This is a genomic window from Paenibacillus sp. FSL R5-0470 (assembly GCF_037975205.1).
Taxonomy (GTDB): Bacteria; Bacillota; Bacilli; order Paenibacillales; family Paenibacillaceae; genus Paenibacillus_AQ.
Window position 1 is genome coordinate 86,712 of sequence record NZ_CP150238.1, and the last position, 20,100, is coordinate 106,811.

Sequence of the window (20,100 nt, forward strand, 5' to 3'; positions counted from 1 at the left end):
TATTTTATAAAAAGGGCGGGTTTAAAGATGGATAAAATGACACTGCATCGAATGGAATATTACGGATATCATGGTGTGTTTGAAGAAGAGCGTAAGCTGGGCCAACGTTTTTACATTGATTTGGAGCTGGAACTCGATCTACAGGGAGCGGGCCAGAACGATGATTTGAACCAAACCGTAAACTATGCTGAAGTGCATGAACTGGTCAAAAACATTGTCGAAATAAAGTCCTTTAAGTTAATTGAAGCTCTGGCAGAATATATTGCATCCTCCGTACTGGACACTTATACTGTTATCAATGCAGTAACGGTAAAGGTAACTAAACCGCATCCGCCATTCGACATTCATTTTCAGGGAGTGACTGTGGAGCTGCGCAGAACTAGAAAGTGAGAACAAAGTCCATGAATATACATTCCACCTCTGAAGAATCAGAGGCTTATATTGCTTTAGGGGCTAATTTGGGCGACCGTGAGGGCACGCTGTCAGAGGCTTTGAACAGACTGAATAATCATGATGAAATATCGGTAGTTCGCTGCTCCAATGTCTACGAGACAGAGCCAGTAGGTTATTTAGATCAGCCGCAGTTTCTTAATATGGCAGCAGCTTTGCGCACGACGCTTGCGCCAGAGACCTTGCTGGAAGTAATGCTGGGGATCGAAACGCAACTGGGTCGTATCCGGGATATTCGCTATGGACCGAGAACGGTAGATCTAGATTTATTGTGGGTAGAGGGCCAGACACTTGATACTCCGCATTTAACGTTACCGCATCCGCGTATGTTTGAGCGTGCATTTGTAATGCTTCCGCTCAGTGATATCGTTCCACAGAATGAACAGTCTTCCGGACTCCGCAAGTTGATTACAGCAGCGCTTCAAGACATAGACGGAAAGGAAGGAATTCGGTTGTGGACAACAAGCGTATGGGACGGAGGGTCAGGGCATTCCGCAAGCTAAAAGGCTATACTCAGCAGGAACTTGCGGATCTCACTGGGATTTCCTTGGCTGTGCTTGGCGCAGTCGAGAGGGGCAATAGACGTTTGGAAGATCAAATTTTAGATAAAATTGCGAATGTATTAGGGGTTACAACCGAAGAATTGGTAAACCCTGACTCATAATTTTTAAGCAATTTAAATAGGAATAATGGAAGTGATACGAATGCTGAAGATTGGCGACATTGAGATGAAAAATCAAGTTGTTCTGGCACCTATGGCTGGGGTGTGCAATCCGGCCTTTCGTCTAATCGCTAAAGAGTTTGGTACAGGTTTAGTCTGTGCGGAAATGGTGAGCGACAAGGCTATTATTCACGGGAATACGCGTACTCGCGAAATGTTGTTTGTAGATGAACGGGAGAAACCGCTTAGTTTGCAGATTTTTGGCGGGGATAGAGAATCACTGGTGCAAGCAGCTAAAGTGGTTGATAAAGAAACCAATGCTGATATTATCGATATCAATATGGGATGCCCAGTGCCTAAAGTAACTAAATGTGATGCGGGAGCCCGCTGGCTTTTGAATCCCGATAAAATCTATGAAATGGTCTCTGCAGTTGTCGATGTTGTCGATAAACCCGTAACCGTGAAAATGCGGATTGGCTGGGATAGCGAGCATATTTTTGTCGAAGATAATGCACGTGCAGTAGAACGTGCCGGTGGCAAGGCTGTCAGTGTACATGGACGAACACGGGAGCAACTCTACACGGGGCGTGCGGATTGGAATTATATCAAGATGGCAAAAGAAGCGGTCTCCATTCCGGTTATCGGCAATGGTGATGTCAATACACCTGAAGATGCTCGGGCTATGCTTGATCAGACCGGTTGTGATGGCGTGATGATCGGGCGCGGTGCGCTAGGTAACCCATGGATGCTGTATCGTACGATTCAGTATTTAAGCACCGGGGAACTGATGCCTGAACCTGGATTGGATGAGAAGATTAAGGTTGCCATTCTTCATATGGATCGGCTGGTTGCACTTAAGGGAGAAGCAGTAGCCGTTCGGGATATGCGTAAGCATGTGGCTTGGTATTTAAAAGGCCTGAAGTCTGCTGCACGAGTAAAGGATGTGCTCATGTTAGAGACAGAACGTGATGGAATGGTGAAGATTTTGAATGATTTTGTCGTTCAACTAAAGCATGAAGAAGAGAATAAGGGTAATGAAATGTCTGCTTCCGCAGTATAAACGTTGTTTTCCTTACGCTTTTTGAACACATCCCACTTTATATGTGGTGTCATTGACATTTTGTAGCGGTTCCAATATAATTTCACAGTATAAAATCGCCGTTACAGTAAGAGCAATGCAGCAGGGAGGGTTCTTATCCTCCTAGATTAGCATATAGTATGGTGTTTTCAATAAATGTATACGACAGGAGAATCGGTTGAGATGAGCGATAAAGAAGTCATCCTTACGCCGGACGGGCTAAAGCGTCTGGAAGATGAGCTGGAATTCCTCAAATCTGTGAAACGCCGCGAGGTTGCTGAACGGATTAAGGTAGCGATTGGCTACGGAGATATCAGTGAGAACTCGGAGTATGAAGACGCGAAGAATGAGCAGGCTTTTATCGAAGGACGCGTTATCACCTTGGAGAAGATGCTTCGCAACGCGCGCATCATTAATAGCGACGAGATCGTTACTGATGTGGTAAGTATCGGTGTTACTGTAAGTGTTGAAGATTTGGAATATGGTGACACTATGGAATACACGATCGTAGGTACAGCGGAGTCCGATCCACTGAATAATAAGATCTCCAACGAAAGTCCAGTAGGCAAAGCCATCATCGGCAAGAAAATAGGCACGATTGTTGACGTTAATACACCTGCAGGCGTTATTCAATATAAAATTCTCGATATCAGAATGAAGTAGTGTACAGATCTTATAGTCTGTAAATAGATGTGCTGCCGAATGTATAAGTAGTTTTCTTGTATGCAGGCAGATAAGGGAACATTGTTTGGGAAAGCTTCCTTAGGGAAGCTTTTTTTCAAAATATAAGGGATTTATATCTGCAAGGGGATGAATAGCATGACCGAGGAAATGAATAATGTGGAGAATGCAGAGAACGAACTTAGTGAGCTTTTGCAAATCCGCCGTGCCAAATTGGACGAGCTAAGAGGACTTGGTATCGATCCTTTCGGCAAAAAGTATGAGCGTACAGCTAATGCTGGCGAACTAGTATCGAAGTATGATGGACTTTCTAAAGAAGAATTGGACGAGCTATCTGCTGAAGTCAGCATAGCGGGTCGCATTATGGCAAAACGTGTTATGGGTAAAGCCAGTTTTGCGCATATCCAAGATCTCAGTGGAAGAATTCAGCTTTATGTTCGTCAAGACAGCATTCCTGAAACGCAATACGCAGCGTTCAATGTTCTCGATCTAGGAGACATCATCGGCGTTCGCGGAACAGTATTCAAAACCAAAACAGGCGAGACCTCCATCAAAGTGCATAATCTCGAAGTCTTGTCCAAGTCCTTGTTGCCGCTTCCTGAGAAATATCATGGTCTTAAAGATGTAGAGCTGCGTTACCGTCAGCGCTATGTTGATTTGATTATTAATCCGGAAGTTCAACAGACCTTTATTGCTCGTTCAAGAATCATTCAATCTATGCGTCGTTATTTGGATTCACTTGGCTATCTTGAAGTTGAGACACCTACACTTCATGCGATTGCCGGTGGAGCTGCAGCGCGTCCGTTCATTACTTACCACAACACGCTTGAAATGCAGCTTTATATGCGTATTGCTATTGAGCTTCATTTGAAACGTCTTATTGTTGGTGGACTGGAAAAAGTATACGAAATCGGTCGTGTATACCGTAATGAAGGAATTTCGACTCGTCACAATCCTGAGTTTACTATGATTGAGCTGTATGAAGCTTATGCTGATTACAAGGACATCATGAACCTTACGGAGAATATGATCGCTCATATTGCCCAAGAGGTATTAGGAACTCAACAGGTCGACTATCAAGGCAAGCCGGTAGATCTGTCACCAGGATGGCGTCGTGTAACTATGGTTGATGCCGTTAAAGAAGTAACCGGTGTTGATTTCAGTGTTCATATGACAGATGAGGAAGCACAGGCTCTGGCAAAAGAGCACCGTGTACCTGTAGAAAAGCACATGTCTTTCGGTCATATCCTTAATGCTTTCTTCGAGCAATTTGTAGAGGAAACTCTGATTCAGCCTACCTTTGTAATGGGACATCCGGTTGAAATCTCACCACTGGCGAAGAAAAACGATGAGGATCCACGCTTCACCGATCGTTTTGAATTGTTTATTGTGGGTCGTGAACATGCGAATGCATTTAGTGAATTGAATGATCCGATCGACCAGCGTCAACGCTTTGAAGCACAAATCCAGGAGAAAGAGCAAGGTAATGACGAAGCTCATGAAATGGACGATGACTTTATCCGTGCTTTGGAATATGGTATGCCTCCTACAGGTGGACTGGGAATCGGTGTAGACCGTTTGATCATGTTGCTTACCAATTCTGCATCTATTCGTGACGTACTGCTATTCCCGCATATGCGTAACCGTACAAACGAATAGTATTTATACAACAATGAGCACAGGGGAGCTGTCTAGCGGCGGTTCTCCTTGGCTACTGTTGATCAGAAGGTAAAGATTCTGGTATCGTTATGAGGATATATAGCTTAATACTAATTTGTTTGAAAAAAAGTGTTGCAATGAATCTCTATACATGATATATTCTATTTCTGGCCGATAAACACACATGCCGAGCTCGAAAAAGAAGTTAAAAAAAGAGCTTGACATTAAACGGCTGAACATGATATAGTATAAGAGTTGCTGCTGAGACATTAAACGGCGCCAACGAGAACTTGATCTTTGAAAACTGAACAACGAGTGAGTAGGAAATCACGAAAGTGAAATCCAAAATTAGAGAATTAATTTTCTCGTCAGATGTTTCAAAATGAGCATATCGCTCTTTTCAATACTAATTGGAGAGTTTGATCCTGGCTCAGGACGAACGCTGGCGGCGTGCCTAATACATGCAAGTCGAGCGGAGTCACTTTGAAAGCTTGCTTTCAAAATAACTTAGCGGCGGACGGGTGAGTAACACGTAGGCAACCTGCCCCTTAGACTGGGATAACTACCGGAAACGGTAGCTAATACCGGATAATTTCTTTTTTCTCCTGAAGGAAGAATGAAAGACGGAGCAATCTGTCACTGAGGGATGGGCCTGCGGCGCATTAGCTAGTTGGTGGGGTAACGGCCCACCAAGGCGACGATGCGTAGCCGACCTGAGAGGGTGAACGGCCACACTGGGACTGAGACACGGCCCAGACTCCTACGGGAGGCAGCAGTAGGGAATCTTCCGCAATGGACGAAAGTCTGACGGAGCAACGCCGCGTGAGTGATGAAGGTTTTCGGATCGTAAAGCTCTGTTGCCAGGGAAGAACGTCCGGTAGAGTAACTGCTATCGGAGTGACGGTACCTGAGAAGAAAGCCCCGGCTAACTACGTGCCAGCAGCCGCGGTAATACGTAGGGGGCAAGCGTTGTCCGGAATTATTGGGCGTAAAGCGCGCGCAGGCGGTCATTTAAGTCTGGTGTTTAAACCTTGGGCTCAACCTGAGGTCGCACTGGAAACTGGGTGACTTGAGTACAGAAGAGGAAAGTGGAATTCCACGTGTAGCGGTGAAATGCGTAGATATGTGGAGGAACACCAGTGGCGAAGGCGACTTTCTGGGCTGTAACTGACGCTGAGGCGCGAAAGCGTGGGGAGCAAACAGGATTAGATACCCTGGTAGTCCACGCCGTAAACGATGAGTGCTAGGTGTTAGGGGTTTCGATACCCTTGGTGCCGAAGTTAACACAGTAAGCACTCCGCCTGGGGAGTACGGTCGCAAGACTGAAACTCAAAGGAATTGACGGGGACCCGCACAAGCAGTGGAGTATGTGGTTTAATTCGAAGCAACGCGAAGAACCTTACCAGGTCTTGACATCCCTCTGAATCCACTAGAGATAGTGGCGGCCTTCGGGACAGAGGAGACAGGTGGTGCATGGTTGTCGTCAGCTCGTGTCGTGAGATGTTGGGTTAAGTCCCGCAACGAGCGCAACCCTTAACTTTAGTTGCCAGCAAGTAATGTTGGGCACTCTAGAGTGACTGCCGGTGACAAACCGGAGGAAGGTGGGGATGACGTCAAATCATCATGCCCCTTATGACCTGGGCTACACACGTACTACAATGGCCGGTACAACGGGAAGCGAAACCGCGAGGTGAAGCCAATCCCATCAAAGCCGGTCTCAGTTCGGATTGCAGGCTGCAACTCGCCTGCATGAAGTCGGAATTGCTAGTAATCGCGGATCAGCATGCCGCGGTGAATACGTTCCCGGGTCTTGTACACACCGCCCGTCACACCACGAGAGTTTACAACACCCGAAGTCGGTGGGGTAACCCGCAAGGGAGCCAGCCGCCGAAGGTGGGGTAGATGATTGGGGTGAAGTCGTAACAAGGTAGCCGTATCGGAAGGTGCGGCTGGATCACCTCCTTTCTATGGAGAATCGTCTTCTGCAATGAAGACATTCAAATCGGAAGTTAAACTTCCAAAATCTCAGGTTTAGGCCTGTTACTCACTCGTTGCTCAGTTTTGAGAGTTTAAGCTCTCAAGTAAGACTTGATCCTTGAAAACTGGATACCGAAACGAATTTGCGTTTTAGAACATCTTTTAGCAACTTGTGCAAACAAGTAAATGTTATTAGTGAGATTTTTCTTAGGAAAAATCAAGGTTAAGCTAATAAGAGCACACGGAGGATGCCTAGGCGCCAGGAGCCGACGAAGGACGTGGCGAACAACGAAACTGCCTCGGGGAGCTGTAAGCAAGCTTTGATCCGGGGGTGTCCGAATGGGGAAACCCAGCTGTGGTAATTCGCAGTTACTCATCTCTGAACACATAGGAGATGTAGAGGCAGACCAGGGGAACTGAAACATCTAAGTACCCTGAGGAAGAGAAAACAATAGTGATTCCGTCAGTAGCGGCGAGCGAACGCGGAACAGCCTAAACCTAAGAGCTTGCTCTTAGGGGTTGTGGGACGTCTCACATGGAGTTACAAAGGAATATGGTAGGTGAAGAGGTCTGGAAAGGCCCGCGATAGAGGTAAAAGCCCTGTAACCTAAACTGTGTTCTCTCCGAGACGGATCCCGAGTAGTGCGGGGCACGTGAAACCCCGTATGAATCCAGCAGGACCATCTGCTAAGGCTAAATACTACCTGGCGACCGATAGTGAAACAGTACCGTGAGGGAAAGGTGAAAAGCACCCCGGAAGGGGAGTGAAATAGAACCTGAAACCGTGTGCTTACAAAAAGTCAGAGCCCTATCTATGGGTGATGGCGTGCCTTTTGTAGAATGAACCGGCGAGTTACGTTTAACATGCAAGGTTAAGTCGAGAAGACGGAGCCGCAGCGAAAGCGAGTCTGAATAGGGCGATTTAGTATGTGGACGTAGACCCGAAACCGTGTGATCTACCCCTGTCCAGGGTGAAGGTGCGGTAACACGCACTGGAGGCCCGAACCCACGCATGTTGAAAAATGCGGGGATGAGGTGGGGGTAGCGGAGAAATTCCAATCGAACTCGGAGATAGCTGGTTCTCCCCGAAATAGCTTTAGGGCTAGCCTCGGTATAAGAGTAGTGGAGGTAGAGCACTGATTGGGTGCGGGGTCCGCAAGGATTACCAAGCTCAGTCAAACTCCGAATGCCATATACTTATTGCCGGGAGTCAGACAGTGAGTGCTAAGATCCATTGTCAAAAGGGAAACAGCCCAGACCATCAGCTAAGGTCCCCAAGTGTGTGTTAAGTGGGAAAGGATGTGGAGTTGCACAGACAACCAGGATGTTGGCTTAGAAGCAGCCACCATTGAAAGAGTGCGTAATAGCTCACTGGTCGAGTGACTCTGCGCCGAAAATGTAACGGGGCTAAACACACCACCGAAGCTATGGCTAGATACGTATGTATCTGGGGTAGGGGAGCGTTGTATGTGGGTTGAAGGTGTACCGTAAGGAGCGCTGGACAGCATACAAGTGAGAATGCCGGTATGAGTAACGAAAAGATCAGTGAGAATCTGATCCGCCGAAAGCCCAAGGTTTCCTGAGGAAGGCTCGTCCGCTCAGGGTAAGTCGGGACCTAAGGCGAGGCCGAAAGGCGTAGTCGAAGGACAACAGTTTGAAATTACTGTACCACCGTAATCCGCTATGAGCGATGGGGTGACGCAGGAGGGTAGTGACGCGGACTGATGGATATGTCCGTCTAAGCAGTGAGGCTGATGTGTAGGCAAATCCGCACATCATTAAGGCTGGGCTGTGATGGGGAGCGAAAATTACAGTAGCGAAGGTCATGATCTCACACTGCCAAGAAAAGCCTCTAGCCAGGAGAAGGTGCCCGTACCGCAAACCGACACAGGTAGGCGAGAAGAGAATTCTAAGGCGCGCGGAAGAACTCTCGTTAAGGAACTCGGCAAAATGACCCCGTAACTTCGGGAGAAGGGGTGCCCCGGTAGTGTGAATAGCACGAGGGGGCCGCAGTGAAAAGGCCCAAGCGACTGTTTAGCAAAAACACAGGTCTGTGCGAAGCCGCAAGGCGAAGTATACGGGCTGACGCCTGCCCGGTGCTGGAAGGTTAAGGGGAGTGGTTAGGGGTAACCCGAAGCTATGAACCGAAGCCCCAGTAAACGGCGGCCGTAACTATAACGGTCCTAAGGTAGCGAAATTCCTTGTCAGGTAAATTCTGACCCGCACGAATGGCGTAACGACTTGGGCGCTGTCTCAACGAGAGATCCGGTGAAATTTTAATACCTGTGAAGATGCAGGTTACCCGCGACAAGACGGAAAGACCCCATGGAGCTTTACTGCAGCTTGATATTGAATTTGGGTACGATCTGTACAGGATAGGTGGGAGCCGTAGAAATCGGAGCGCAAGCTTCGGTGGAGGCGCCGTTGGGATACCACCCTGATCGTATCTAGGTTCTAACCTAGTACCCTTACCGGGTACGGGGACCGTGTCAGGCGGGCAGTTTGACTGGGGCGGTCGCCTCCTAAAGAGTAACGGAGGCGTTCCAAGGTTCCCTCAGAATGGTTGGAAATCATTCGAAGAGTGCAAAGGCATAAGGGAGCTTGACTGCGAGACCTACAAGTCGAGCAGGGACGAAAGTCGGACTTAGTGATCCGGTGGTACCGCATGGAAGGGCCATCGCTCAACGGATAAAAGCTACCCTGGGGATAACAGGCTTATCTCCCCCAAGAGTCCACATCGACGGGGAGGTTTGGCACCTCGATGTCGGCTCATCGCATCCTGGGGCTGAAGTAGGTCCCAAGGGTTGGGCTGTTCGCCCATTAAAGCGGTACGCGAGCTGGGTTCAGAACGTCGTGAGACAGTTCGGTCCCTATCTGTCGTGGGCGCAGGAAATTTGAGAGGAGCTGTCCTTAGTACGAGAGGACCGGGATGGACGTACCGCTGGTGCACCAGTTGTTTCGCCAGAAGCATGGCTGGGTAGCTACGTACGGACGGGATAAGCGCTGAAAGCATCTAAGCGTGAAGCCCCCCTCAAGATGAGATTTCCCAATTAGTAAGACCCCTTGAAGACGACGAGGTAGATAGGTTGGAGGTGGAAGTGCAGTAATGCATGGAGCTGACCAATACTAATCGGTCGAGGGCTTATCCTATACTTAATACGCAAATTCAATTCGGATTCAGTTTTCAGGCATCAAGCCTGTAACACGCTTAGAAATTCATTCTCACTACTGGTGATGAACGAAATTTCACGCGGCAGCGTCTGTTTCACAGACGCATGTTTGGTGGCGATAGCGGAGGGGTTCCACGCGTACCCATCCCGAACACGACCGTTAAGCCCTCCAGCGCCGATGGTACTTGGACCGAAGGGTCCTGGGAGAGTAGGACGTTGCCAAGCATGCAAGACCACTGTTGAGTAATCGACAGTGGTCTTTTTGTTATATTATTGAAGAATTCATTAGGGTTTATTTTGAGATACTACATTAGAGATAGGTGTAAGCATTGGTGATGGGTATGGTGGATTGTATAATTTCACCACTAAATGTCCACTCTGTGCGGACAATAGTCCAATAATTCGCTTACGCGGGAGTCGTTTTTTGAATACCTACTCTGATGATGTAATGTTCTTGACAGTCCAAATGCCCTTTGCTAAGATGGCAATAATATATTTTTGGATAAGCATCTCAAACCTAAATTGAAGATATGAACTTGTTCAACTTCCAGATGTACAGAGTTGTCTGTCGTGAATGGACTTAAAGTCGAAGGTTCTTCTTTTAAATTATAAGAAGGTATGAGTTTCACGCTATACTTTATCCTTATAATTCTCGCATAAATGCTTACCATCCTTAAAAGGACGGCAAAGGCGTTTTAGCTTGTAAAGTTTGTAGGCGGGTATAATTTAAAAACAACCGAGGAGGAATGACCCAGGTGTGGAAAGATAAGTTTGGTAAAGAAGGTCTGACTTTTGATGATGTGCTGCTGGTTCCGCGTAAATCTGAGGTACTGCCGAAGGAAGTAGATTTGACTACAGTTCTAAGTAAGAATGTGAAGTTGAACATCCCGCTTATGAGTGCAGGTATGGACACAGTCACAGAAGCGGCTATGGCCATTGCTATTGCTCGTGAGGGTGGTATCGGGATTATTCACAAGAATATGCCTGTAGAGCAGCAAGCGGAAGAAGTGGATCGTGTAAAACGTTCTGAGAGCGGAGTTATTACTAACCCATTCTCTCTTTCAGCAGAACATCTGGTATCCGATGCTGAACTGCTGATGGGTAAATATCGTATTTCCGGAGTACCGATTGTAGACAATGACAACAAACTGGTCGGTATTCTAACTAATAGAGATTTACGTTTTATTCATGACTTTAATATTCCAATCAAAGAAGTTATGACACATGAGAATCTCGTGACTGCTGCTGTAGGCACGACACTTCAAGAAGCAGAAGGCATCTTACAACGTCATAAAATTGAGAAATTGCCGCTGGTGGACGAGAATAACGTTCTTAAGGGCCTAATCACAATTAAAGATATCGAGAAGGCGATTCAGTTCCCTAACGGAGCGAAAGATGCACAGGGTCGCTTACTGGTTGGAGCAGCTGTTGGTATCTCTAAAGATACATTCGAGCGTACTGCAGCGTTAGTGAAATCAGGTGTGGATTTGATCGTCGTCGATTCTGCACATGGCCACCACATTAATATTATTGAAGCGGTTCGCCAAATTCGTGAGTTGTATCCTGATCTTACAATTGTTGCTGGTAACGTGGCTACAGGTGAAGCAACCCGTGAACTTATTGAGGCTGGAGCTTCTGTAGTTAAAGTAGGTATTGGACCTGGATCTATCTGTACAACACGAGTTATCGCTGGTATCGGTGTTCCGCAGGTTACAGCCATTTATGATTGTGCAACGGTTGCTCGTGAGTACGGAGTTCCTATCATCGCTGACGGTGGAATCAAGTACTCCGGTGAAATCACGAAGGCTATTGCCGCAGGTGCTCATGCTGTAATGATGGGAAGTATGTTTGCGGGTACAGAAGAAAGCCCAGGAGAATCGGAGCTTTATCAAGGCCGTAAATTTAAAGTATATCGTGGTATGGGCAGTATGAGTGCCATGAAACAAGGTAGTAAGGATCGTTATTTCCAGGATGACGATAAGAAGCTTGTTCCTGAAGGAATTGAGGGTCGTATCGCTTTTAAAGGGCCTCTTTCGGATACCGTTCATCAATTGATTGGCGGACTGCGTTCGGGTATGGGCTACTGTGGGACCAAGTCACTCGAAGAACTTCGGAATGACACTTCTTTCATTCGCATCACAAGTGCCGGACTTCGCGAAAGCCATCCACATGATGTGCAAATTACGAAAGAAGCGCCAAACTATTCCGTGTAATGGACTAGAAAGACTATTTTTTGGACAGACAGGACTATTTCGTCCTGTCTGTCTTTTTTTGCGTGTACCCCTGTGTTAGAATAGAACAAGCTATTGATATGAGGTTTAAAGGAGAGTAGTAATCATTGAATCACAAACAGAAATTTAACGGTAAGCAATTTATGATTAAGACAGTCACAGTAGGTCTACTTTTAAATATGTTAGTTTCCACTCCACTTCCGGCATTCGCTGAGGAAGGTACGACAACGACAATACAAGCTGGTACTGCAACTCAGACGACTCAGAAAGCAGTGAAGATCCCTTCTGTGGAATCACTGGGTCTAAATTTGAAATCAGCGGTTCTAATAGAACCAACAACAGGTGAAATTCTTTTATCTATGAATGCAGATGAGGCTTTGCCTCCAGCTAGTATGACTAAGATGATGACAGAGTATCTTGTAGCAGAAGCGGTGAAGACTGGACAGCTTTCATGGGATCAAAAAGTCATAGTAGGAGAAAATGCGTCTAAACAGGTTGGATCACGAATTTTTCTAGCGGAAAATGACGAGCATACGGTTGAAGAGCTGTATATAGCAATGGCTGTCGGATCTGCAAATGATGCTACAGTAGCTTTGGCAGAACTAGTTTCCGGATCAGAATTGGAATTCGTAGAGCTAATGAATCAGACTGCCCAGAAGATGGGGATGAAAACTGCCTATTTTGTTAATTCTACTGGATTAGACAAAGCTGACATGCCTAAGAAGTTCCGCTCAACTGATAAAAAAGAAAACGTAATGTCAGCGATGGATGCTGCTATTCTTGCCAAATATATCGTTACTGATCATCCTGATTTTAATAGATTTACAACGGTTCAGTCTTATAAGTTCCGTGAACGTGATACCGCACCAATGATTAACTTTAACTGGATGTTGGAAGCTAACAAGAGTATCCAGAATTTTAAGGCTTATGCTTATGAGGGATTGGATGGTTTGAAAACAGGCCATACCGCTAGAGCAAAATATTGTTTTGCAGGTACAGCTGTACGTGATGGCATGCGTCTGATAAGTGTAGTAATGGGGGCTAATACAGAGCCACACCGTTTTACAGAGACGAAGAAAGTACTTGATTTCGGATTTAATAATTTTGAAATTAAACAGGTTGTGGCCCCTAAAGCAGTGATAGCCGGCAACGAAACCGTGCCAGTTCTTAAAGGGAAAAATAAAAAGGTGTCTGTAGTTACGGATGAAGCTGTTTCGTTTATCGTCCCTAAGGGAACAACCTCCCCTCAAATTAAAACAACTGTTGAAATAAATGATCCAGCAACCTTAGTTGCTCCTATAGAACAATCTGCTAAAGTGGGTAAGGTTACTTATTCCTACCAAGTTGAAGGCATGTCTGATGTTCAGCAGAAGACAGTTAATCTGATTACTGCTGAAGAAGCGGAGAAAGCCGGTTGGTTCAGTTTATTCCTTAGAGCCATTGGAGATTTCTTCGGCGATTTATTTACAGGGATCAAGAACTTGTTCTAATGAATTTAGCATCGAAAATTGCGTTAAATCCGAGTAAGTGGATTGTATATTTCCCTTCATTGGGGTAAAATTACAAGTTAGATTAAGATAGATCATTCGGGGGGCTAGGACATGGAAACTGGAACATCGCGAGTTAAAAGAGGCATGGCAGAAATGCAAAAAGGCGGCGTCATTATGGACGTCATGAATGCAGAACAAGCAAAAATTGCTGAGGCTGCGGGTGCAGTAGCTGTTATGGCATTGGAACGCGTGCCTTCTGATATTCGCGCAGCTGGCGGTGTAGCACGGATGGCCGATCCTACAATTGTAGAAGAAGTTATCAAAGTGGTAAGTATCCCTGTTATGGCTAAGGCTCGTATTGGCCATTACGTAGAAGCAAAGGTTCTGGAATCCTTGGGTGTTGACTATTTGGATGAGAGTGAAGTTCTTACTCCTGCTGATGAAGTCTTCCATATTAATAAACGTGAGTTCACTGTTCCGTTCGTATGTGGAGCTAAAGACTTGGGTGAAGCCTTGAGACGTATTAACGAAGGTGCATCCATGATCCGTACGAAAGGTGAACCAGGAACAGGCAACATTGTTGAAGCAGTGCGTCATATGCGCTTTATCAATAGTCAAATCCGCAAAGTAACTAATTTGTCCAAGGATGAGCTATATAATGAAGCTAAGAACCTGGGAGTTCCTTACGAGCTACTGCTTGAAGTGCATGAGCTTGGTAAGCTGCCGGTTGTTAACTTTGCTGCTGGCGGTGTAGCAACTCCTGCCGATGCTGCCCTGATGATGCATCTAGGTGCGGATGGTGTGTTTGTAGGCTCAGGTATTTTTAAATCGGACAACCCTGAGAAATTTGCCCGTGCGATCGTTGAAGCCACTACACACTATACTGATTACAAACTGATTGCAGAAGTATCTAAGAACCTTGGCGCACCAATGAAGGGGATTGATATTGCAACTCTAACCCCGGCTGAACGTATGTCGGAGCGTGGCCGTTAATAGAGAGAAGGTTGCCGGATGAAAATAGGAGTGCTGGCGCTTCAAGGCGCAGTTACGGAGCATATTGTTAGTATAGAGAAGACCGGAGCAGTGGGCGTACCTATCAAGCGAGTAGAGCAGCTTGAGGAGGTTGATGGTCTAATTATTCCTGGTGGTGAGAGTACAACGATCGGTAAACTGATGCGAAAATATGGCTTCATCGAAGCCATACGTAACTTCTCCAATCAAGGCAAGCCGATTTTTGGAACATGCGCGGGTATGATTGTTCTGGCCAAACAAATTGCCGGCGGCGAACCAGGGCATTTGGAGCTAATGGATATTACGGTGGCTCGGAATGCATTCGGTCGTCAACGGGAAAGCTTTGAATGTGATCTGGAGGTTAAAGGAATTGATGAGCCGGTTCGCGCTGTTTTTATACGTGCACCGCTTATCAACGAGGTAGGCCCGGGTGTAGATGTGCTTACAGTCTATAATGATGAGATTGTAACTGCACGGGAGGGTAATCTGCTGGTGTCTTCTTTTCATCCAGAATTGACCGATGATTTCAGACTGCATCAATATTTTGCTGATATGGTAGAGGCTACTAGGCAAGTGCAACAACAGAATCGCATATAAGAACATCCTGACTCTTTCAAAGCTGTAAGCAGCAATTTGAAAGAGTTTAGGCTGTTTTCAGGAGGGAAACTTTGTGTTAGACGTAAAAGTATTACGCAGTGATTACGCTCGAGTTGAACAAGCCTTAGAGAAACGGGGTAAATCACTGGATTTAATTGCTGATTTTCCACAACTTGATCTACGCAGACGTGAATTACTGCAAGAAACAGAAGGTCTTAAGAACCGTCGTAATACGGTTTCTGGTGAAGTAGCGAAGAAGAAGAAGAATGGTGAGCCAGCAGATGATCTAATTGCAGAAATGCGTACGGTATCTGACCGAATTAAAGAGCTTGATGACGAAGTGCGTGAATTGGAAGTTCAGATTGCTGAACTTACTATGAGTATTCCGAATATTCCTCATGATTCAGTTCCAGTTGGTAAATCTGAGGATGATAACGTTGAATTGCGTCGCTGGTCGGAGCCAAAGGAATTCGGATTTACTCCGAAATCACATTGGGAGCTTGCGCAGCAGCTCGATATTATTGATTTTGAAGCTGCAGCGAAGGTTACGGGATCTCGGTTTGTTTTTTATAAAGGACTGGGAGCACGTTTAGAGCGGGCGCTTATTAACTTTATGATGGATCTGCACAGTGGTGAGCATAACTATGAAGAAATGCTGCCGCCTTACATTGTGAATAAAGACAGCTTGTACGGAACGGGGCAACTTCCTAAGTTTGAGGAAGATCTGTTTAAGTTACGTGACACTGAATACTATTTGATTCCTACAGCGGAAGTACCTGTGACCAACTACTATCGCGAAGAGATTTTGACAGCAGCAGATCTACCTAAGTATCATGTAGCATACAGCTCTTGTTTCCGTTCTGAGGCGGGTTCAGCTGGCCGTGATACTCGCGGTCTGATCCGTCAGCATCAATTCAACAAGGTAGAGCTGGTGAAGCTTACTACACCTGAATCCTCTTATGAGGAGTTAGAAAAAATGACAGCAGATGCTGAGCGTGTGCTGCAGCTTCTTGGATTGCCATATCGCGTACTTGGGCTATGTACAGCTGATATGGGCTTTACATCGGCTAAGACGTACGATTTGGAAGTATGGCTGCCTGAGAGTGGAATGTACCGTGAGATCTCTTCTTGCTCAAATACGGAGGACTTCCAAGCGCGTCGGGCAAATATTCGTTTCCGTAAAGATCCGAAATCCAAACCTGAATTTGTTCATACACTGAACGGATCTGCTTTGGCTGTTGGGCGTACTGTTGCAGCAATTCTTGAGAATTATCAGCAAGAGGATGGTAGTGTTCTGATTCCGGAATGTCTACAACCGTATATGCGCAATGTAAAATCGATCCAACCTAAAACTATTTAAGAAAATAGTTGCTTTTTCTTCGCACCATATGGTACAATTACTAATGCATGTGAAATTTATATGCATTTGGAGAGGTACCGAAGCGGTCATAACGGGGCGGTCTTGAAAACCGTTAGGGTGCAAGCCCACATGGGTTCGAATCCCATCCTCTCCGCCATTCCTTTATGAACTTTAAGAAATAAGCAGATAGAAACCGTCTCCTTTGGAGGCGGTTTTTTTGTTCTGCTTGAACTGGTACAGTTTTAGTTATTGTTTGATGAACCTAGTTCCATTGAGAATAAAAAGATTGATTTCTCCGCAATGTATTAGAGAAGGAGGATGATCATAATTATGGACAGACAATTGGAAGTAGATCAGCATAATCTTGTCTCGGCCTGGCAAGAACGCCTGCCTGCGTTAATGGAGGATGGGGACAGTTTCAATGTACTAGCGGATGATGGTGATCCGAATAGTCTGCTTATTCATTTTAATGCAGCAGGACGTCAAGGATACTCACTTGATTTTCGTTGCAGGTATGTAGATAGCAGGGAGGTCGCTGTTGATCTGCTTGATGTGGAGCAGAGTGGAATTCATATTGATGAGCATAGTGATGCAGTACAGCTATTAGCACAGCAGTATTCACGACAAATTCACGAATGTGCTCAGGCTCTACAGAATATAACTAATCCTTAGGAGGAATGAACAATGTCAAAGCCAAAAAGTATTCCAGTTCCCGGGGCACAGCCCAACGATGGCCAGCGTAGAAAGGAGCATAATTCTTCTGCACCAGAACCACTTTCTGGCTCTAAAAAGGTGAAGCAGGCTAATCATGTAGACCATCATAATCCGCAAGGATAACAAATAAAAACAATAAGAATTATAAAGAAGTGTTTCTTGATTTTTACAAATAGTTTATGATAAGTGGGGGAGATTTTTTTTACATGGGAGAGGAGAAAAATAATGAACAAAAAATGGGGTTTATCGGCCGCGGCACTGTTGCTTACAGCAGCAGTAATTCTGCCGGGATGTGCAAGTAAACAGGAGGCGCCAAAAGAGGCCTTAAAATCAGCTGCGTCAAAAGCGACTACGATGTCTTCATATGAGATGAAGAGTAAATTCTCGATCAATGATTTAACCATCGAGACTGCTGATGCTGAATCTGCTGCAATGACCACACAGGTACTCAGCATGCTCAAGAATGCTGATATTACCGTCGACGGGGTTTATCAGGCTGATCCAATGCAGACAGAGCTAACTATGGTTCTGAATCTCAAGGGCGATATGAGCATGAGCTTCAATGTCCCTATGGTGATGACCACTGAGAAGTTGTATGTTAAGATTCCATCGATTCCGTTCTTCCCGATTCCGGAGACAATCGTAAATAAGTTTGTAGAGGTGGATCTGAAGGCGTTGGCAGAGCAAGAGGGTGCTGAGTTTAATCCAAGTGCTCTTGATACACAGAAAATGCAAAAGTTCTCTAATGAAGTGATGGACACTGTATTAGCGGAATATGATGAAGGAAAATATTTTAATGAGCTTAGTCCAAAAGAAGCAAATTTACCGGAGGGTGTTGAAGCTAAACAGGTCGTTCAGTTCCAAGTGACAAACGATAATGTTAAAGAAGCAATCACCATCTTTGTGAATAATGCCCTGCCTAAAATCATTGATATTGTGAGCAAGGAAGAATACAAGGATATGCTGCAAATTAATGATGCTGATCTGGCTAAGGCTAAAGAAGAGATCACATCAAGTGAAACTAGAACTGAATTCGATAAGAGTTTGGCGGATCTTGATAAGTATCTTACAATTAATCAGTTCCACTACAATACAGCGATCAATAAAGACGGATTCCCTGTGTATCAGGATTTATTGATGGACATTAAAGTAAATGATCCGGAAGATGGCACGAACGTAGCCTTCTCTGTAAACGGAACAGGTCAATATGGCAAGATTAACGAGAAGCCAGAGTTCAAGATTGGCATTCCTCAGGGCGATGATGTAATTACAATGGATCAACTAGAGGAGCAATTCGGTAGCTTGGGGACTTATTAATAAGAAGTTACGAGAGAAAGACCCGCATGTTGCGTATGATATACGCCCATGCGGGTCTTTTTTTTATTAGAAGAATAAGATTTTTAATCCTGAACGAGTCAGCAGAAAGTTATTTGTGTTCATCCGGCAGCATATCTTCGGCTAATATTGCATAGGTTTGATGATCCTGCCACTGGCCGTTTATTTTGAGATACCGGCGTGCAATACCTTCAGGTTTAAATCCGCTCTTCTCCAGCACCCTCCGAGAAGCCTCGTTATGCAATAAGATGGCTGCTTGAATCCTATGAAGACCTAAGGCTCGAAAAGCGTAGCCGAGAACTAATCCGACCGCAGCAGTCATGTAACCTTTTGCCTGCATCCGATGATCCATTAAATAGCCTAAATCAGCATACTGAGCTACACCTCTTGAGACATTAGATAGCGTGATTTGACCTATTAGTTGTCCATCAAGCAGATAGACACCGAACATATAGGCTTTGTCCTCCTGAGCATCCACCAGACGCTGATTGATGATCCGTTGTTGACTCTCCAAAGTGTAGAATTGCTCATCGCGTTTTGGTTCAAATGGTTCATGTGTTAACCGATTATTCAAACGCAGCTCCAGTAATTTCTCTGTATCCTTTAGCTCTAGAGGAGAAATATAGATACCATGTGAGGTATGATATAAAGTAAGGGTCATTTCAGGTCTCTCCTTTTTTAAATATAAGAAAGTATAAGTTTAGCACCTATACTTTATGTTTTATATTTCTCGCTTAAACGCTTACCGTCCTTATAAGGACGCCGAAGGCGTTTATGCTTGTTTCGATGGTTTTTGACGTAAACGACGAAAGAATGAGGTCAGTAGGTCTGCACATTCTTCTTGTAAAATCCCCTGAATCACTTCGGTGCGATGGTTAAAACGCGGTTCTTCAAGCAAATTCATGAGGGTCCCAGCACATCCAGCCTTAGGATCAGGAGTGCCATATACAGTGAGGGGTACTCTTGATTGTACAATCGCTCCCGCACACATAGGACAAGGCTCTAAAGTAACATACAGCTGGCAATCCAGCAGTCGCCATGAGTTCATGACATTGCTGGCCTCACGAATGGCAACCATTTCTGCATGAGCTGTAGAATCCATTGTAGTTTCTCTTAAATTGTATCCACGTCCGATAATTTCACCATGCCGTACGATGACCGCCCCAATGGGAACCTCCCCTAATGCTTCAGCCTTGCGGGCTTCTGCTATCGCCTGCCTCATCCAGTGTTCATGAACCGCTCGCATATCATCTAGCGATTCACCTGCTTTAATATTCAAGATCATCTTCCCTTCCTTTATATCCATTGTACAACGAACAAATATTCGTTCTTAACAAAATGTGCATAACTCTGTGGATAACCGCCTACTTATGCACATTTTTGTACACATCGTTTTATAATAAAATGTTTATATGTGCATAAGCTGTGGATGGTTTCTTAAAATATAAGAAAGTATAAGTTTCACGCTATACTTTATCCTTATATTTCGCGCTTAAACGCTTCCCGTCGGTATAAGTACGCCGAAGGCATTTATACTTGTATATTGTAGAGAAAGACCTTTTGAATTTCAATATTTCTTGAATTGGAACGCTTCATTGAAATGTCTTTTCAAATGTGAGGGCAAAAGGTATGATGTTTATTGTAGGCCCCGCAAGGATTTACCAGTGGATAAGAGGTGAACAAACA

General features: G+C 45.2%; 16 protein-coding genes, 1 tRNA gene and 3 rRNA genes. 18 read left to right on the forward strand and 2 right to left on the reverse strand.

The genetic code is table 11. The annotated features are described in order from the left end of the window. The first annotated feature begins 27 nt into the window (after positions 1–27). The 18 genes from folB to MKY99_RS00485 all read left to right on the forward strand — a co-directional run bounded on the left by folB (position 28) and on the right by MKY99_RS00485 (position 18,396). Positions 28–390 (forward strand): dihydroneopterin aldolase, encoded by a 363-nt coding sequence (gene folB, locus MKY99_RS00400; RefSeq protein ID WP_042183904.1) that lies wholly within the window; start codon positions 28–30, stop codon positions 388–390. An 11-nt stretch (positions 391–401) separates the two neighbouring features. Further along, entirely contained in the window at positions 402–953 is a 552-nt protein-coding gene (gene folK, locus MKY99_RS00405) for a 2-amino-4-hydroxy-6-hydroxymethyldihydropteridine diphosphokinase (RefSeq protein WP_339268091.1), read from the forward strand. Then, a complete protein-coding gene (locus tag MKY99_RS00410; protein ID WP_234540301.1) occupies positions 920–1,114 on the forward strand; it encodes a helix-turn-helix transcriptional regulator in 195 nt (64 codons plus the stop codon). The genes folK and MKY99_RS00410 overlap by 34 nt, the downstream gene beginning before the upstream one ends. A gap of 40 nt (positions 1,115–1,154) precedes the next feature. Next, the gene (dusB, locus tag MKY99_RS00415) at positions 1,155–2,171 is read left to right on the forward strand and encodes a tRNA dihydrouridine synthase DusB (protein ID WP_339268093.1); all 1,017 of its coding nucleotides are present in this window, start codon (positions 1,155–1,157) and stop codon (positions 2,169–2,171) included. Between the two features lie 201 nt (positions 2,172–2,372). Further along, entirely contained in the window at positions 2,373–2,852 is a 480-nt protein-coding gene (gene greA / locus MKY99_RS00420) for a transcription elongation factor GreA (protein ID WP_042183910.1), read from the forward strand. A gap of 156 nt (positions 2,853–3,008) precedes the next feature. After that, entirely contained in the window at positions 3,009–4,529 is a 1,521-nt protein-coding gene (gene lysS, locus MKY99_RS00425; RefSeq protein WP_339268095.1) for a lysine--tRNA ligase, read from the forward strand. A 407-nt stretch (positions 4,530–4,936) separates the two neighbouring features. Beyond that, a 16S ribosomal RNA gene (locus tag MKY99_RS00430) occupies positions 4,937–6,494 on the forward strand. Between the two features lie 233 nt (positions 6,495–6,727). Next, positions 6,728–9,656, forward strand: a 23S ribosomal RNA gene (locus MKY99_RS00435). Between the two features lie 128 nt (positions 9,657–9,784). Then, positions 9,785–9,901, forward strand: a 5S ribosomal RNA gene (rrf, locus tag MKY99_RS00440). Together the 16S, 23S and 5S rRNA genes form the textbook arrangement of a ribosomal RNA operon. Positions 9,902–10,431: 530 nt before the next feature. Beyond that, positions 10,432–11,889, forward strand: a complete 1,458-nt coding sequence (gene guaB, locus MKY99_RS00445) for an IMP dehydrogenase (protein WP_042183912.1) — start codon at positions 10,432–10,434, stop codon at positions 11,887–11,889. Positions 11,890–12,050: 161 nt separating this feature from the next. After that, positions 12,051–13,397 carry a D-alanyl-D-alanine carboxypeptidase family protein gene (locus MKY99_RS00450; protein ID WP_076286904.1) on the forward strand — a complete coding sequence of 449 codons (1,347 nt, stop codon included), beginning with the start codon at positions 12,051–12,053 and terminating at the stop codon, positions 13,395–13,397. 111 nt (positions 13,398–13,508) lie between these two features. Continuing rightward, a complete protein-coding gene (gene pdxS, locus MKY99_RS00455; RefSeq protein WP_042123186.1) occupies positions 13,509–14,390 on the forward strand; it encodes a pyridoxal 5'-phosphate synthase lyase subunit PdxS in 882 nt (293 codons plus the stop codon). A gap of 18 nt (positions 14,391–14,408) precedes the next feature. After that, on the forward strand, positions 14,409–15,005 hold the full coding sequence (gene pdxT, locus MKY99_RS00460; RefSeq protein WP_280789057.1) for a pyridoxal 5'-phosphate synthase glutaminase subunit PdxT: 597 nt from the start codon (positions 14,409–14,411) through the stop codon (positions 15,003–15,005). A 73-nt stretch (positions 15,006–15,078) separates the two neighbouring features. Continuing rightward, entirely contained in the window at positions 15,079–16,365 is a 1,287-nt protein-coding gene (gene serS / locus MKY99_RS00465; protein WP_076301054.1) for a serine--tRNA ligase, read from the forward strand. Positions 16,366–16,433: 68 nt separating this feature from the next. Next, positions 16,434–16,522 (forward strand) — tRNA-Ser (locus tag MKY99_RS00470). A gap of 173 nt (positions 16,523–16,695) precedes the next feature. Then, the gene (locus tag MKY99_RS00475) at positions 16,696–17,037 is read left to right on the forward strand and encodes a hypothetical protein (RefSeq protein WP_042183934.1); all 342 of its coding nucleotides are present in this window, start codon (positions 16,696–16,698) and stop codon (positions 17,035–17,037) included. A gap of 12 nt (positions 17,038–17,049) precedes the next feature. Then, complete coding sequence (locus tag MKY99_RS00480; RefSeq protein WP_042183936.1) at positions 17,050–17,202, forward strand: small acid-soluble spore protein P; 153 nt, start codon at positions 17,050–17,052, stop codon at positions 17,200–17,202. 102 nt (positions 17,203–17,304) lie between these two features. Continuing rightward, positions 17,305–18,396 (forward strand): hypothetical protein, encoded by a 1,092-nt coding sequence (locus tag MKY99_RS00485; protein ID WP_339268099.1) that lies wholly within the window; start codon positions 17,305–17,307, stop codon positions 18,394–18,396. A gap of 109 nt (positions 18,397–18,505) precedes the next feature. Here the strand turns inward: MKY99_RS00485 and MKY99_RS00490 are convergent, their stop codons facing one another. Further along, positions 18,506–19,075: a GNAT family protein gene (locus MKY99_RS00490; protein ID WP_339268101.1), complete on the reverse strand. Its 570-nt coding sequence runs from the start codon at positions 19,073–19,075 to the stop codon at positions 18,506–18,508. 111 nt (positions 19,076–19,186) lie between these two features. After that, positions 19,187–19,660, reverse strand: a complete 474-nt coding sequence (gene tadA / locus MKY99_RS00495; protein ID WP_218641875.1) for a tRNA adenosine(34) deaminase TadA — start codon at positions 19,658–19,660, stop codon at positions 19,187–19,189. Positions 19,661–20,100: the final 440 nt, after the last annotated feature.

Coding starts and splice junctions, on each gene's coding strand:
- folB (WP_042183904.1), top strand. CDS start 28: ATGGATAAAATGACACTGCATCGAATGGAATATTACGGATATCATGGT.
- folK (WP_339268091.1), top strand. CDS start 402: ATGAATATACATTCCACCTCTGAAGAATCAGAGGCTTATATTGCTTTA.
- MKY99_RS00410 (WP_234540301.1), top strand. CDS start 920: ATGGGACGGAGGGTCAGGGCATTCCGCAAGCTAAAAGGCTATACTCAG.
- dusB (WP_339268093.1), top strand. CDS start 1,155: ATGCTGAAGATTGGCGACATTGAGATGAAAAATCAAGTTGTTCTGGCA.
- greA (WP_042183910.1), top strand. CDS start 2,373: ATGAGCGATAAAGAAGTCATCCTTACGCCGGACGGGCTAAAGCGTCTG.
- lysS (WP_339268095.1), top strand. CDS start 3,009: ATGACCGAGGAAATGAATAATGTGGAGAATGCAGAGAACGAACTTAGT.
- MKY99_RS00450 (WP_076286904.1), top strand. CDS start 12,051: ATGATTAAGACAGTCACAGTAGGTCTACTTTTAAATATGTTAGTTTCC.
- pdxS (WP_042123186.1), top strand. CDS start 13,509: ATGGAAACTGGAACATCGCGAGTTAAAAGAGGCATGGCAGAAATGCAA.
- pdxT (WP_280789057.1), top strand. CDS start 14,409: ATGAAAATAGGAGTGCTGGCGCTTCAAGGCGCAGTTACGGAGCATATT.
- MKY99_RS00475 (WP_042183934.1), top strand. CDS start 16,696: ATGGACAGACAATTGGAAGTAGATCAGCATAATCTTGTCTCGGCCTGG.
- MKY99_RS00480 (WP_042183936.1), top strand. CDS start 17,050: ATGTCAAAGCCAAAAAGTATTCCAGTTCCCGGGGCACAGCCCAACGAT.
- MKY99_RS00485 (WP_339268099.1), top strand. CDS start 17,305: ATGAACAAAAAATGGGGTTTATCGGCCGCGGCACTGTTGCTTACAGCA.
- MKY99_RS00490 (WP_339268101.1), bottom strand. CDS start 19,075: ATGACCCTTACTTTATATCATACCTCACATGGTATCTATATTTCTCCT.
- tadA (WP_218641875.1), bottom strand. CDS start 19,660: ATGCGAGCGGTTCATGAACACTGGATGAGGCAGGCGATAGCAGAAGCC.